Genomic DNA, 14,071 nt, shown 5'->3' with positions numbered 1-14,071 from the left:
TATGAAAAATTTGGTTAAATTGACGGATGATTCTTTAACGGTTGTCCCACAAGGGATGGGGCATATTTTAACGCTTAAGGGGAAGATAACTGTCCCATTAAAATGTATTACAAAGGCAACTGTTGCTACTGGTATTTTTTCCCGTCCTTTAAAAGCGTTTCGGTCACCAGGGACGAGTATCCCGGGGGTTTATTACGCCGGAACGTATTATCAAGATCACCGTAAGCTTTTTCTTAATGTAAAGCGAACGCAAACGCCACTTGTTATTCAGCTTCATGACGCTGAATACGAGCAACTAATTCTAGGAGTGACTGATCCAACAGCACTTGCTCAGCAAATCAACGTAGCGGTTCGGCAGTAATTAAATTGAAATTGCGTTGTATTAAGCAGTAAGGCCATCTGATATTAACCAGAAACAGTAATACCAAGGATTTCATAAATTCTGACATTTATAGCCGTTAATAATTGTGTGTCATTATTTTTTTACTGGGAGAAATTTTCAGTCATTCTGAGAACCAAGAGAGCGTTGATATTATGACGGTGTTAGATTACTGCATTATTTAATTTGTTCTTTCCATCATAAAAATAAAGTGATATACTCCACAACGATAGAAGTACATAAGGCACCATAGCAAAACAATCTCCTTTTTACCGTTTATTAGCATGTTTGCAATTACGCCCTATGTCCTTTTAAAAGGCGACGTTAACGGATAGTGAGTTCTTTCTGTTAACGCCGTCTTTGTATATATTAAATATTGTCGAGAAGGTTCTATGTTTATTTGTTACGTGGTAGACTATCCACATGTAAAAATTAAAAATGTATTTATCAGATTAACAGGAGGAGTAGGGTTAACATGGGGCGAGCGTTGTTAGTAATTGACATGCAAAATGGTGTTTGTACTCAGGAGCTTTATAATCAAAAAAAGGTAACTATGGCTGTTAACAACCGAATTCATGAATTTCGGAAGCAACGGGGTCCGATAGTTTTTATTCAACACAATGATGAAGAGTTAGTTACCGGGACAAAAAAGTGGCAGATAACACCATTAATTGATTATTGCGCTGATAAAGATATTACTGTGCAAAAGTACCATGCTGATTCTTTTTATCAGACGGAGTTAACGAAAACGTTAGCAGGGCTAAACGTGACTGAATTAGAAATTACCGGGTTATGCGTTGAATACTGTGTAGATACCACGATTCGGGTAGCGCATGATTTAGGATATTCATTGACAATGTATAAGGGGACCACATCAACTTATGATAATGAATTTTTGTCAGCGGAAAAGATGTTAGCTTATTATTACCAGATGTGGGATAACCGTTTTTTGACGTTGCGTGATAATTAAATAGATAGTGTTGATTCATCTGTAATAGTTGTAAAAAAGGCGGGAGTCGAAGCTCTCGTCTTTTTACTTTGCAAAAACGTTGGACTTAAAGTGCTGTCAGAATGATTATTATTTACTAGTAAGATACCAATAAAACCCTAGAACCAACCATTCATGAGCAATTATAATTGCTATGATAATCGTCACAACAATAGGGAGAGAAACCGTTAAAGCTGTAGTAGCATTGGCAAACGATAATATGAAAATAATGATGATCGCTACTCCCATGGTTGCTTGTCCAGCAATATAACCGGCGCTTAGTATTAAATTTTGTTCGCGTTCATCACCAATTGGATAAGTTGGGCGGGCGTGTAAAGCCCAGAATCTTTGGTGCGAATTTGGCGCTTTTTTGTGGAGCATGAATATTCGAGTAAACGCAAAGGCTACCATTGAAAGGGAGCAAATTGCGAATGGAATGTGAGTATTAACGAAGATTACCGTGCCGCAAAAACAAATTAAAAGGCCCGTCATTGTAATTGCTCTGAGTAATAATTGTTTTTTAATCCATGTCATTTTTATCAACACCTTTCATTGTAAACAGTTCATCAACGGTTACGTTAAGAAGATTAGCCAAAGTGAATGCCAACTCTAATGAAGGGGAATATTTTGCATTCTCAATCGCATTAATTGTTTGGCGGGTTACGCCAGCTAATTCTGCTAATTTTCCTTGTGAATAGCCGTATCGCTTGCGTAACTGCAAGATTCGATTTTGCACGGTGCCACCTCCGATGTAAAATTTATTTTACACATATAGTTATATATTAGCGTTGTGCTGGTGTCAAATATATTTAACACTGATATAACTATATATCCATTATGGGAGATTATTTAGCATGTTTTTGGAGAACCAACCCCAGGCATAACATAGAATAGGTGAAAGCTAGATATTATTTTTATAAGCATTTCAGGATGTACTTATAAAATAATAGAGTGTATTTTATACGCAATACTTTAAATGCAGGAATCTGATGTTTGTCCCATATCATTTTAGATATGCTGCAGCATTGGACACAATATTACCGTTTTTTCGTAAAAATAAGATCACTAGAGTAAAACCCTAGTGATCCTATATTATTTTGCGAACAACAAAATAATCGAGTTAGACAGTCCATAATAAGTACATTAACCGTTTAAAACCGCTATAAAACTTAAGTAGACGGTTAACAGGACATATGCTATCCTACACGAGTGAGCCAGAGAAATTCTGTCTCCAAGTTTTTTCCCTATGGGCTCACAACATATTTTTACTAAACGGCGACATTACCAGTAGTTATCTCTTTATTTCTCAGTCTACTGGGTGTCGTCAATTTTTTACTATCAATGAGTATACATGTCAAATGTGATAAAAACGTGCAAAACCAACGGGGAATGTTTAAGAAATAGTTACGAAAAAAGCTAGGCTAAATTTGTTTGGGCAAACTTTCATATGTTTTGCCTATTTTTTTCGCGTTGTTTTAAAACACATTGAATTTTTTCTTCAAATCCATTTAAAGCGGCGTACGGTAAAGAAATTGCCGCGCGTTCTTTTTGAGGCATTCGCGGATAGCGGAGATGGGATTGGTAGTCAGCGTTAATTAGTGTAGCTTGATTATGGATTACAAGAATAAAATCTAAAACTTTATTTAGACTAACAAATTGAGGCAAATAAGGTTGTTGCCATATTAAAACATAATTATAAGTCTAATTGTTATATAATCGAGTAAAAAGGAAGGGGAATAAAAATTAATGGGGTCAATAGGAATTAAAAGACTAAGTTTTAAATACGACGATCAAGATGAACCATTATTTGATAACGTTAATTTAAATTTAGATAGTTCGTGGCGCTTAGGGTTAATTGGAAGAAATGGAAGGGGGAAAACAACCTTCTTAAATCTTTTGAGGGGAAATTTGGATTATAAGGGGAAAATTGATCACAAACAAGCATTCACGTACTATCCCCATAAAGTACGTGATGTTGATAATTATACCCTCTATGCATTACAACAGGTTAGCCAGTTTGAAGAGTGGCAGTTAGAACGTGAGTTAAATTTAATGGGCGTAGATTTAGATTTGTTATGGAAACCGTTTAAAAAATTATCAGGTGGAGAAAAAGCCAAGATATTGTTAGCGCTTTGTTTTATAGAAAGTGACTCCTTCCCGTTATTAGACGAACCCACGAATCATTTAGATGGGAAAGGAAGACAGGAAGTTGCGCAATACCTGTTGAAAAAAAGTGGCTTTATTCTGGTTAGTCATGATTCACAAGTTTTAAATACAGTCTGTGACCATATATTAAGTATTGAGAACAAAAACATTTATTTGTATCGGGGGAACTATAAAATCTTTAAGGCGGAGAAGAAACGCCGTGATGAAAAAAACGTAAAGGATAATATTCAGATAAAGAAGGAAATTGGCACACTAACAAATTCGCTAAATCAAAAGAAACAATGGGGGAATAAAAGGGAGAAAGAGAAAAATAAACGGAAGGATAATGCAAAAAAGGACAAGGGATTTGAAGGGGCTAGATCAGCAAGGCTGATGAAGAAGATGAACAACATGAAGAAGGCAGTTGATCATAAAATACAAGATAAAAAAGGTTTATTGAATGATGTTGAATTTATGGATAAGTTGAGTTTAAATTTTAGTCCTACAAGAAAAGAAAAATTACTACGACTACAGGATTTTTCGTTGAGCTACGGTAACGATAAGTTATTTGTGCCGATAAGCTTCGAACTAAAAAGGAATGATTGCATTGCATTAGTTGGGGAAAACGGGGTAGGAAAGACAAGCTTAATTAACGCTATTTTAGGGGACTTTAAAGGTGAAATAGTCGGATCTTTGCATAAGGCTAAGGACCTAAAAATAAGCGTCGTGCGCCAAGAATTTAATTATCGGGGTTCATTGAAAGATTTTGCCCAGACGAATAGGATTAACTTTAACGTTTTTTTGAACAACTTGCATAAATTGGGTTTCAAAAGAAGGATGTTTAATAAAAGAATTGAACATATGAGTAGCGGGCAACAAAAACGGGTTGCGTTAGCAAAATCGTTAACAGAGAACGCCGAGTTATATATCTGGGATGAGCCGTTAAATTATCTAGATGTTTATAACAAACAACAGTTGCAAGATATGATATTGGAATTTTCTCCTACGATGTTACTTATTGATCATGATGTTGATTTTATAAATAAAATTGCCGGCAAAAAGATAGAATTAAAAAACAGTTAGTATCCGTGGGGTAATCGGTAAAACCGTTTGGTGTTCAAGTAAATGCAATATTATAAAAGCGAACGATTAGTTTCGTGCAGATTTTCGAAAGAATAAGTGTAGTGTATGTTGCTTTTTTAATGTTTATGGTGTGGGGTATAAAAATTTTCTATATTACTTATATTACTAATCAATCCATTGAACGTTATGATTTAAATATCAGCATAAAAAATTATGAGTAGTGAGATGAAAAAATAAGTTTGAAAGAATTTGAATGTAAAAGGAATAATAGTATCCTGCGGGGGTATATTGATGTTCCTAATAAAAAATTAATAACCGATATTATAATTTTGCTGCATGGATTTGGAGCAGATTGTGGGCGAACAGCTGGTTCTTTAATGGCTGACTGTGCCAAGGATTTGGGGCGTGCGGGTTATTGTAGTATCCGATTTGATTTTTATGGTTGTGGGAAAAGTGACGGGGCGTTTAAACAGATGACGTTATCATCGCAATTGAGTGACGTTGTTGCGGTAGTTCAAATGACGCGGAGTTTGTACCCGATGGCTAAGATTACGTTATTGGGTTTTTCAGAAGGTGGACTAATCGCTAGTCTAGCAGCGTCAATGTTGAAAGTAGATAAACTAATACTGCTTGCACCGGCTATTTCAATATTAGCAGAAATCAATCGTGGTCGATTATTAGGAACCGCGTTTGATACGGATTGTTTACCTGATAACCTATATGTTAACCGGATTGATAGGATTATTGGAAAAGCATTTATTCAGGAATGTATTAATTGTGATATTCGTCAAATCTCCAAGTATTTAGGACCGGTTTTATACTGTCAAAGTTTGCATGATGAATATGTTCCACAGGAAGTCGAAAAAAGTTATCAGAAATTTTATTCTGGCAGAATGGATGTTGTGCGGGTCAATACGAGTAATCATATTTTCACTGGGCATGAACGAAAAACGATGTTAGGGAAGGTTATTGACTTTATTTCAAGGAAATAAGTAACCGAGTATCAAAATGAGATGAGGGACATTAAAATAGGTGATAGCAGTATTCTACCGCTTTTTTATATATGTTAAGTTAAACTAAAAGAACGGGAATTTTTCCCGTTCTTTTAGTTGTTTTCCAATAAATTCAATGAAAATTCAGTAATGTTCCTTGATATAACTTCAGGAAATAACCAGTGTAGGTAGTGGTGACCGTTAAGTTTAACTTCCATAGATAATTTATTCTTATTGAAATATGGATTGTTTTCCGTATATTCATCAGAGTTTAAAGTAGAAATAAAACAGAGCGTTGGTAACGCATTAGGAACGGTAAGTGATGCCACTTTATTAATGCTGTCTTTTGCATTAGTAATTTCAGCAATTAATTGATCATTTCCCGATAGAGAACGATATAGAGATAAACAATCTTTTTTTAATTTATCGGGAAGTAATGGATTTACGTCGTCAAGGCGAATATCTGGTGATTTGCCATTTTGAACAAGCTCTTTATTTTTTATTTCTTCAGATAACATTTCGTTAAAAATATATGAGTTCTCGAGCATAAATTGGGGATTTGTAGGGTCGATTGTAACTAAACCATTAATTTGATAGTTTGAGATAAATGATTGGGGATTATTGATAATATTCAAAAGGTAGATTGCCGAAAAGCTATGACAAACAATTATTAATTTTTCCAACTGTAGTTCATTGCAAAGCCTGTTTAATTCTGTTGAAATCTGATTAATGTTTCTATTTTGGTTTGAAGATTTACTACTCAATCCGCAGTTAAGCATATCGGCGCATATGATATTAAGGTTTGCACACTCATTTTTTATATTATTAGCAAGGTTAAAATAATCATATATTGCGCTGTTAACACCTAATCCAGAGAAAAAGATTATTCCCTTTTTAGAAGAGGGAGATGCGGAAAAGTTCTTTACTGCGAAATTACCATATTTAGTTTTTATGAAGTTCGTTTTCATTTGTAGTACCTCCTGGTTAGAAATAGGACTAATATTAGTACAAATAATTATTACTTTTCTTGAAGTGTAAGTCTTATTTTCCGTAATGCAAAACTTACGAAAATTAGTGCCAAAATTGAAGGTAAGACGGCAATACAAGTTTTTAAAATACTAAAGTGACCATAGGCAATCGCTCTTAAAGCCTGTAATTGATACGTCATAGGATTTATATTAGCTAACGTTTTGATATACAAGGGTGCCTTTGATTCAAGATAAAATGCGGGGGCGGTAAATGTAACGGGAGTGAATATTAACTGGATAAAAATGTCCCGTTGTTGATAATTCCTAAATAGAGTACTGAAGAAAATTCCAAGAGAGGTCCAAAAGAGTAACATAAATAATCCCAGTAAAATACTTAGGGGTAAAAATTTTGCGAATTTAAGGATTTTGAAGGGGATACAAAGAATAAATAAAATGGCGCTTTGGTATAAATAGCCGATAAAAGGAAAGATACTCATACCTAGTATATAATATAACGGTGTGACACCGCTTATGAATTTAATAGCCATTAGCCCAAATTGTTTATCAATGGTGCTACGGTAAAGTGACTCTGACATTTGAGTTGTCATGATTAGGCTGAGTACGCCTACTACAGCATACGCTGTATAGGGCATAGAGCGGCCTTCATATATTATCTTTCCAGAAGTGGCATTTAATCCGACGATTAAAAAGGCAAAGTACAATATTGGTTGCATTGTCATTGATAATAGTTTACCTTTATTTGCCTTAAAAGCATTGATTTCATTAAGCAATACAACGTACATACCCTTGATGCCAAGCGACTCGTTTCTAAAATTAGTTGGTTTCATTTTTCTCCCTTGATGTTTAAGTAGATGTCGCGAAGTGATTGATTTAATACTTTGATATTCGTTATTTTCTGTTTTGATTTCGATAACTCATCTGATAAATTTGTTATTAATATTTCTTTTTCTTGACCATTATCAAAACGGATCTTTGCCTTGTTAGTAGATTTCCTCCCTTGTAAAAATTCGTGCATTTTACCGTTAAATTTTATTTTTCCTTCATCAATGAAAATAATGTTATCGGCATATTCTTCAATAATTGTAAGATCGTGACTGGAAATCAGGACGATGGTATCTTTTGCTTTTCTTTTTAAATATTTGAATAGAGCTTCAGAAGTTTCTACATCGAGACCTGTAGTAGGTTCATCTAAAAGATAAATTTCAGGTTCTTTAGCTAGTTCTCGTGCAATCTGTACTCGTTGTTGTTGCCCGCCAGATAAATGATCAATTGGACGAGTTACTAAATCGCCAATATGCATCATATTGATATATTTATCAGAAATTTTCTTGCTTTCTTTTAATGTTTTTCCGGATAACATTGGTCCTAATATTATGTTATCTATTACGGTTGTATACCAGTCAATTAAGGGAAATTGAGGGCAAAAACCGATTCTGCTAAAAGTGGGCATATCATCGTTTTGATCTGTAATAACAGAAATCTCACCCGATATGGGTGGTAAAATACCGACAATTGAATTAATTAACGTTGATTTACCGGCGCCATTTGAACCGACTAAGGCGTAAATACCGTCAGGTTTAAGGTTGAGATTCACATCCCTTAGAATTACATCAGTGTCTTTTTCTACGTATCCTAAATTTGAATGGTTTATTTCCACGTATTTCATATGAATCAAACTTTCTTATGTAGATATTTATTATTGTATCATGTGTTCTTGAATCATAAGTGCATTAAAACGTATATATTTATTAGTGATATATCGATTATTATGAATGTTATATTAATGTAATTATGAAATTTAGGTAGTGAAATTCTATTAATTGTTATCTATCTTTTTTATAGCACTGAATCAGTGTTGATGTGTGGTACACAATCGGTTACATAATGAATAAATTTCTATGATTTTTGTTTATTTTTAATTACCATGCTGTTTTAAAACATATTGAATTTTTTCTTCAAATCCATTTAAAGCGGCGTACGGCAAGAAAATTGCCGCGCGTTCTTTTTTGGGCATTCGCGGATAGCGGAGGTGGGATTGGTAGTCAGCGTTAATTAATGTAGCTTGATTGTATATCATGCGTGGTGTCCTCCAATCTGTTGGTTACGTTCTTGTGTGCGGGCGTGGGGTGCTAAGTCCTCAGCTGTGAGTAGGGAGTTTTTTCCAAAACGACTATGAATATCGAGGGTGGTTTGCTGTAATTGCTCCTCTTTGTGGTGGTTACGTGGCGCTCTCTGTTCAAACAGATTGGTTTGTAAGCATTCAAACTCCTGGGTAAAGTGATCGTGGATATCAATGGCTGTGAGGCTAATTTTCCGGATTAAACAGTGCGAGTTAACTTGGTCGCAGAAGGCGTTTCGGAGAGCTCGTTGAATGATAGATGTTAAGTTAGTTCGCTGCGGTAGGTTAACCGTTGCGTGTAGCCGATGCTTCGTTAGGGGTACCGGTGTTTTTTTATCGTAACGAACACTGAGGATGATTTGCTTGGCTCCTTGGCGGTGTTTCGTCAAACGTAGAGCAAGCTCCGCACTCATTTCGTTAATAATCGTTAATCCTTCGGCAAACGTATACGGGCGGGGCAATACCTGACCGACCGAAAGGCTTTGATGTTCAGGACGGTACTGTTTAATGTCCTGAATGGTTAAAGGTTCCATGCCCCAAGCATGGTCGATTAATAATTCTGCCTTAATGCCAAATGTCCGATAGAGGAGGTCCGCGTTATATTTCTGGTCGAGTGTTCCCACCGAACAGGCGGCGATTTCACCCATAGTATGCAGCCCTAACTGATTAAGCCGATGCGCGTAACCGGGACCGATTTGCCAAAAATCTGTGAGGGGTTGGTGGTTCCATAGTTGTTGCCGGTATTCCTTGACCGATAGAGTGGCGACCTTGTAACCCGTCTGTGTCGGCGTCATCCGTTTAGCCATAATATCCATCGCTATCTTGGCTAAGTAAAGGTTCGGGCCGATTCCGACAGTGGCAGTAATTCCGGTAGCATTAAAGACGTCGTTAATCATCCGGTCGGCGAGCTCTTGGGCCGTGCAATCGTACATTGTTAGGTATCCAGTGGCGTCAATAAAGGCTTCATCAATCGAATAAACGTGAATGTCTTCCGGTGCAATGTAGTTAAGATAGATCCCGAAAATTTGGGCACTCACATCTTCGTATAATTCCATCCGTGGTTTGGCAACCACAAAATCTAGTCCCATGGCTGGGTTATGTAAAATATCGGGACGGTAAATTGAGGAATAAATTAGTCGTTTACCCAGCACCCGTTGCACTCGTTGGTGGTTAAACTGACGAACAATTTCTTTAACTTGGAAGAGACGCGGGCGTCCCGGAACACCAAAGGCTTTTAGAGCGGGAGAAACCGCTAAGCAAATAGTTTTATCTGTGCGCGATTCATCAGCAACTACTAGATTAGTGGTTAACGGATCGTAGCCTAAGGCACGGCATTCCACACTGGCGTAGAAAGATTTTAAGTCAATTGCAATGTAAACCTTATTCATGCTATTCCTCCTATCGAACAAGTGTTCGCATATACTAATATAGTCATTTCTTGTCTTAAAATCAACTCTCTTATTAAAGAATCATCGATTCTGAACTAACTAATATTGCTGGTTATATTGGTAGTACTAAGAAAAGTAAAGTGATTAGGATGTTGTGAGTAATAATGCTAGTTGGGCGATCGCTACATACTTGTCGCTTTTAATTTTGAAAAAAATAATTGACAAAGTGGTGGAACCTTATATACTTAGTTACATAAGCAGTTAACCACTTAAGACGGAAGGTGTGGTAATGGAGTTTAAATTTAATACGAAAGAGCCATTGTATCGCCAAATTGCCCATCAATTAGAGGAAATGATTTTTGTGCAGGAGTTGGTTGAGGGAGAACAAGTTCCTTCTACAACACAGCTTTCACAGGAATTAAGTATCAACCCAGCAACAGTGTTAAAGGGGATGAATTTGTTAGTTGGTGCGGGTTTAATTGAAAAACGTCGTGGAATGGGAATGTTTGTTTGTGTTGGAGCTTATGAAAAAGTCATGGCTCAGCGTCAAAAAAGTTTTTATCAGGATTACGTCAAAGGAATGTTACGGGAGGCTAAGAAATTGCATATATCGAAAAAAAGTCTCTTGGACATGATTGAGCGGGGGAATTATGATGACGAGGTTAACGGTAAATAATCTTACAAAAACATTTAATCAGCAACCAATTTTAGAGGATATTTCGTTTGAGCTAACAGGTAACAAAATATATGGTTTGTTAGGCCGAAATGGTGTTGGGAAAAGTACATTGTTAAATTGTATTTGCGATCGGCTGTTGTTTCGTGATGGAGCTATTTTACTCGATGAGCAACCGCTGCATAATAATTCTCATCAATTACATCAGATTTATTTAATGAATGACAATTCGTCAATGTATTATGGATGGGAAACTGTCTTGGATTTATACCAATATAATGATGTCGCATACGGGAATTTTAATTATGAAGAAGCACACCGATTAGCACATAGTTTCCAAATTGATGAACATCAACGGTTTAAAAATTTATCAACGGGGCTGCGAACGGCGGCTAAATTAATCTTAGCTTTTTGTACTAATGCGCAGATTATTTTACTTGATGAACCAACATTGGGGTTAGATGCTGCCCTGCGTAATACGTTTTACCGCGAATTGATTAAAACCTATAATGAACGCCCACGCATTTTTGTGTTGTCAACTCATTTAATTAACGAGGTGCAGAATCTAGTAGAAGATGTGTTGGTTTTAGATAATGCACGATTACAATTTAACCAGTCGGCCGAGGACCTGTGTAAGAAAGTTACACAGATCCGGGGATCACGACAGGAGATTGAACGTTTACTTGGATCATCAGTTAACTTATTTAATCCAATAACAGTTGGACAGCAGGTAATGGTTAATGTCAAAACAGAATTATTACGGGGGAAAAATATCCCTGAAACGGTTACGGTACAACCGGTTGATTTGCAAACAGCATTTATTACTTTAACGGCAAATGGGGAGGAATAGGTATGAAGCAGGTCTTTAAACTATTAAGGTGTACATGTCATAATCGAGCGCGTCAGGTTTTTATCGCAACGGCAATTTTTATTAGTGTATTGCTTTTAGGAAATATTATTAGCGGATTTAAAGCAATTATCGAAGCACGGTATTGGATGAGCATGATAAATGGCCTGATTTTTTTTATGTTGGCAGTATCACTTCTGTATGGATTCTTCACGCAGTACAAAGATTATTTGGTTGCAACGCAGTTAGGTTTTTCGCGAACAATCTTTTGGTGGGTGAAGGTAATTGAAGTAGTAGTAATTACCTTATTAATTACTATTTTTGCAGTAGTTAATTTGCGCGTTCAACATGCCAATGCACGGATCTTAATGTTACTAATTAGTAGTGTTGTAGTGAGTTGCTTTGTTGTTACAGCTACGTTTTTTGCCTTGAGTAGCTTCTTGGCGCTATTTAAACGACTGGGAAAAGCAGTAATGTTAGTTGTTATATATTTGGTCCTGTACGGCTTTTTTAAGATTGCAAGTAGCCTGCCAACCGTAGTTAGTTTGATTCAACGAGTGCTTAGTTCAAACATGTACATCTCTTTTTACGTCGGGTGTACGTTATGGATAGTGTTAATGTTTGCAGTTTCATATGAGTGTGCACGGTTAATGCAAGTGCGGCGGGGTTAACGTAAAGGAAACGTCTCTAAACGGGGACGTTTTTTAATTTAGGCAGTTATAAATAAAATAAATTGAAGAGAGATGGTCTCAAATAAACGACAATAATTCGAAAAATAGGCGCTATTCATTTATTGGACATTACCAGTGCTGTATTAATAGTTTTAAAAAATATGGAGTGGGTAACAACCATTCTTATTTTTATGAGGTGATTAGGGGATGCAGCTGGTTAAAGCGTTTTGCATTATTATAGTTGATTACGGCGTACAAGGACGGGGAGGGACACGGGCACAGGCACAAGTAATGTAGAAAACGGCAATCCTTTCGACAGGTGAAGTTCTTCGTGACGGGAAGGGTGAACTACGCCGGGACTTTTAAGGGGATAAACGAATCCCGGCTGCGCAGCTTTTAGATGCAGCGACAATGAAATTAAAGCAGCTGCCCGGTGAGTTAGGGTTAACGCCAGCGTCATGTGCTAATTTAATTAATATGTTGGCTGATAAAACGGATGATGTGGATATTGGCGAAGTGATGCAGCAGTTTTTTAGATAACAAAAACCAAAATAAAAGCATGATCGTTTATATGACGATCATGCATGGTGTTAATGACCACGATGTTTTTTGTAATGTTTAGTAATTCGCTTTTGATATCGAAGCTCTTGTGCTAGTCGTTTCTCAGTAGAACGCTGCGTTTTACGAATTTTCTTTTTTTCTTCAAATTGTTTTTGCAAAATGCATCGTGCTTTAGTACTGATACCGCGTGATTTCATTATTTTGTTGGCCAAACGTTGGGTGCGTTTGGGATTGATATGTTTTGTAATTATCCGTGTTTTGTCTGGCTCATAATGAAAATGAAACCGATGATAATTCTGATTTATCAGCTTTAGGATTAATGACGTTTTAGGCTCCGAACTGCCAAGTGTAACGATGCTACCGAATAATTTTTATCATCGTGGCGTTCCCAAATGGCCTTGTAAAAGCTGCCGTCGAAAATAATTGTTAGACAAGATTGAATAGCCATCATGTCCCCTCCTTAAATTAGATCAAGAAAGCGGGACATCCCGGAGGGGAAGGATACTGATCAGTTTTAACTGACGTCCGGACTACCAACCGAACTGTGTTTTTGCTTTCGGAGTTAATAGTACCATAGTGGTAAGAACAAGTAAAAAACCGCCAGTGACACTGTAGTTTAGTCTCTCTGAATTCTACTGGTATGATTCAATATTTTATTATATCGACGGGGTTAGGGAGAGCAAATAAAAAAGGGCGCTCCAAACGGAACGCCCAGACGGTTTCGTGACAGAGTGCGTCGACATTTCATACTCATTGTGTCTGTATTACAGCATATATTAATCGAAAAGAGTGGTAGTAGTGGGTAAAATGAAGTATCACGCAATTACTTGGCAACCGCTCCGGCTAGGGACGTCCGTTTCCCGGTTAGCTTCACTAATAGTATTCGCAACGTGAACCTGATTTACCCGGGTGAAAAATTGAATTATTGATAAAACGACCTCTCACCAAGATGGCGGGAGGTTGTTTTTTTGATACATAGTTCCGTTAATTCTAACGTGGATAAAGTGCAATTTTGTGCAACAATTGTGCAACAGAATTTCAAAAACATACGAAAACATATGATTCATCAAAAAACAAAACCCCGCAAAATCAACGTTTTACGGGGTTTTGTGATAACATATGACTCATTAAAAAGGAGAGTACAGGATATTTAAAACCTATAATACCAGTACTTTGAGGTACATTGTGCACACGGTGTACACATTCGTGAATTTTGCGTATGTTAAATTTGATGAT

At 36.6% G+C, this 14,071-nt stretch carries 16 protein-coding genes; 8 read left to right on the top strand and 8 right to left on the bottom strand.

The genetic code is table 11. The annotated features are described in order from the left end of the window. The first annotated feature begins 1 nt into the window (after nt 1). Together ACI3E1_RS02265 and ACI3E1_RS02260 are read left to right on the top strand one after the other, a co-directional pair. On the top strand, nt 2-361 hold the full coding sequence (locus ACI3E1_RS02265) for a hypothetical protein (protein ID WP_405024065.1): 360 nt from the start codon (nt 2-4) through the stop codon (nt 359-361). Between the two features lie 493 nt (nt 362-854). Then, entirely contained in the window at nt 855-1,349 is a 495-nt protein-coding gene (locus tag ACI3E1_RS02260) for an isochorismatase family protein (RefSeq protein ID WP_405024064.1), read from the top strand. 108 nt (nt 1,350-1,457) lie between these two features. Here ACI3E1_RS02260 and ACI3E1_RS02255 read toward each other — a convergent pair whose 3' ends face one another. Together ACI3E1_RS02255 and ACI3E1_RS02250 are read right to left on the bottom strand one after the other, a co-directional pair. After that, the gene (locus ACI3E1_RS02255; protein ID WP_405024063.1) at nt 1,458-1,901 is read right to left on the bottom strand and encodes a hypothetical protein; all 444 of its coding nucleotides are present in this window, start codon (nt 1,899-1,901) and stop codon (nt 1,458-1,460) included. Then, nucleotides 1,888-2,103: a helix-turn-helix transcriptional regulator gene (locus tag ACI3E1_RS02250; RefSeq protein WP_405024062.1), complete on the bottom strand. Its 216-nt coding sequence runs from the start codon at nt 2,101-2,103 to the stop codon at nt 1,888-1,890. The genes ACI3E1_RS02255 and ACI3E1_RS02250 overlap by 14 nt, the downstream gene beginning before the upstream one ends. A 1,010-nt stretch (nt 2,104-3,113) precedes the next feature. Here ACI3E1_RS02250 and abc-f point away from each other — a divergent pair. Continuing rightward, entirely contained in the window at nt 3,114-4,595 is a 1,482-nt protein-coding gene (abc-f, locus tag ACI3E1_RS02245; protein ID WP_405024061.1) for a ribosomal protection-like ABC-F family protein, read from the top strand. A gap of 239 nt (nt 4,596-4,834) precedes the next feature. Continuing rightward, a complete protein-coding gene (locus tag ACI3E1_RS02240) occupies nt 4,835-5,587 on the top strand; it encodes an alpha/beta hydrolase (protein ID WP_405024060.1) in 753 nt (250 codons plus the stop codon). Nucleotides 5,588-5,700: 113 nt separating this feature from the next. Here ACI3E1_RS02240 and ACI3E1_RS02235 read toward each other — a convergent pair whose 3' ends face one another. From ACI3E1_RS02235 to ACI3E1_RS02215, 5 genes are all read right to left on the bottom strand, one after another. Continuing rightward, nucleotides 5,701-6,555, bottom strand: coding sequence for a hypothetical protein (locus tag ACI3E1_RS02235; protein WP_405024059.1), 855 nt, complete (start codon nt 6,553-6,555; stop codon nt 5,701-5,703). A 50-nt stretch (nt 6,556-6,605) separates the two neighbouring features. Further along, the gene (locus ACI3E1_RS02230) at nt 6,606-7,403 is read right to left on the bottom strand and encodes an ABC transporter permease (RefSeq protein ID WP_405024058.1); all 798 of its coding nucleotides are present in this window, start codon (nt 7,401-7,403) and stop codon (nt 6,606-6,608) included. Next, nucleotides 7,400-8,242, bottom strand: a complete 843-nt coding sequence (locus ACI3E1_RS02225) for a metal ABC transporter ATP-binding protein (protein WP_405024057.1) — start codon at nt 8,240-8,242, stop codon at nt 7,400-7,402. The genes ACI3E1_RS02230 and ACI3E1_RS02225 overlap by 4 nt, the downstream gene beginning before the upstream one ends. A 249-nt stretch (nt 8,243-8,491) precedes the next feature. Continuing rightward, a complete protein-coding gene (locus ACI3E1_RS02220; RefSeq protein ID WP_405024056.1) occupies nt 8,492-8,653 on the bottom strand; it encodes a hypothetical protein in 162 nt (53 codons plus the stop codon). Beyond that, nucleotides 8,650-10,083 carry a DNA methylase gene (locus ACI3E1_RS02215; protein WP_405024055.1) on the bottom strand — a complete coding sequence of 478 codons (1,434 nt, stop codon included), beginning with the start codon at nt 10,081-10,083 and terminating at the stop codon, nt 8,650-8,652. The genes ACI3E1_RS02220 and ACI3E1_RS02215 overlap by 4 nt, the downstream gene beginning before the upstream one ends. A 289-nt stretch (nt 10,084-10,372) precedes the next feature. Between ACI3E1_RS02215 and ACI3E1_RS02210 the strand changes: the two genes are divergently transcribed. From ACI3E1_RS02210 to ACI3E1_RS02195, 4 genes are all read left to right on the top strand, one after another. After that, entirely contained in the window at nt 10,373-10,759 is a 387-nt protein-coding gene (locus tag ACI3E1_RS02210; RefSeq protein WP_405024054.1) for a GntR family transcriptional regulator, read from the top strand. After that, nucleotides 10,737-11,606 carry an ATP-binding cassette domain-containing protein gene (locus ACI3E1_RS02205; RefSeq protein ID WP_405024053.1) on the top strand — a complete coding sequence of 290 codons (870 nt, stop codon included), beginning with the start codon at nt 10,737-10,739 and terminating at the stop codon, nt 11,604-11,606. Before ACI3E1_RS02210 ends, ACI3E1_RS02205 begins: the two co-directional genes overlap by 23 nt. Nucleotides 11,607-11,608: 2 nt before the next feature. Continuing rightward, the gene (locus ACI3E1_RS02200) at nt 11,609-12,274 is read left to right on the top strand and encodes a hypothetical protein (RefSeq protein WP_405024052.1); all 666 of its coding nucleotides are present in this window, start codon (nt 11,609-11,611) and stop codon (nt 12,272-12,274) included. A 411-nt stretch (nt 12,275-12,685) separates the two neighbouring features. Next, nucleotides 12,686-12,814 (top strand): hypothetical protein, encoded by a 129-nt coding sequence (locus tag ACI3E1_RS02195; protein ID WP_405024051.1) that lies wholly within the window; start codon nt 12,686-12,688, stop codon nt 12,812-12,814. A 50-nt stretch (nt 12,815-12,864) separates the two neighbouring features. Here ACI3E1_RS02195 and ACI3E1_RS02190 read toward each other — a convergent pair whose 3' ends face one another. After that, nucleotides 12,865-13,140 (bottom strand): DUF2992 family protein, encoded by a 276-nt coding sequence (locus ACI3E1_RS02190; RefSeq protein WP_405024256.1) that lies wholly within the window; start codon nt 13,138-13,140, stop codon nt 12,865-12,867. Nucleotides 13,141-14,071: the final 931 nt, after the last annotated feature.

Origin of the sequence: Ligilactobacillus sp. LYQ139, assembly GCF_045033025.1 — a bacterium.
GTDB lineage: Bacteria > Bacillota > Bacilli > Lactobacillales > Lactobacillaceae > Ligilactobacillus.
This window is presented reverse-complemented; position numbering and strand designations above follow the sequence as displayed.

What these genes read in the sequence shown, in the direction of transcription:
- ACI3E1_RS02200 (WP_405024052.1), top strand. Translation starts at nt 11,609, where the DNA reads ATGAAGCAGGTCTTTAAACTATTAAGGTGTACATGTCATAATCGAGCG.
- ACI3E1_RS02230 (WP_405024058.1), bottom strand. Translation starts at nt 7,403, where the DNA reads ATGAAACCAACTAATTTTAGAAACGAGTCGCTTGGCATCAAGGGTATG.
- ACI3E1_RS02235 (WP_405024059.1), bottom strand. Translation starts at nt 6,555, where the DNA reads ATGAAAACGAACTTCATAAAAACTAAATATGGTAATTTCGCAGTAAAG.
- ACI3E1_RS02255 (WP_405024063.1), bottom strand. Translation starts at nt 1,901, where the DNA reads ATGACATGGATTAAAAAACAATTATTACTCAGAGCAATTACAATGACG.
- ACI3E1_RS02195 (WP_405024051.1), top strand. Translation starts at nt 12,686, where the DNA reads ATGAAATTAAAGCAGCTGCCCGGTGAGTTAGGGTTAACGCCAGCGTCA.
- ACI3E1_RS02215 (WP_405024055.1), bottom strand. Translation starts at nt 10,083, where the DNA reads ATGAATAAGGTTTACATTGCAATTGACTTAAAATCTTTCTACGCCAGT.
- abc-f (WP_405024061.1), top strand. Translation starts at nt 3,114, where the DNA reads ATGGGGTCAATAGGAATTAAAAGACTAAGTTTTAAATACGACGATCAA.
- ACI3E1_RS02265 (WP_405024065.1), top strand. Translation starts at nt 2, where the DNA reads ATGAAAAATTTGGTTAAATTGACGGATGATTCTTTAACGGTTGTCCCA.
- ACI3E1_RS02225 (WP_405024057.1), bottom strand. Translation starts at nt 8,242, where the DNA reads ATGAAATACGTGGAAATAAACCATTCAAATTTAGGATACGTAGAAAAA.
- ACI3E1_RS02205 (WP_405024053.1), top strand. Translation starts at nt 10,737, where the DNA reads ATGACGAGGTTAACGGTAAATAATCTTACAAAAACATTTAATCAGCAA.
- ACI3E1_RS02210 (WP_405024054.1), top strand. Translation starts at nt 10,373, where the DNA reads ATGGAGTTTAAATTTAATACGAAAGAGCCATTGTATCGCCAAATTGCC.
- ACI3E1_RS02220 (WP_405024056.1), bottom strand. Translation starts at nt 8,653, where the DNA reads ATGATATACAATCAAGCTACATTAATTAACGCTGACTACCAATCCCAC.
- ACI3E1_RS02260 (WP_405024064.1), top strand. Translation starts at nt 855, where the DNA reads ATGGGGCGAGCGTTGTTAGTAATTGACATGCAAAATGGTGTTTGTACT.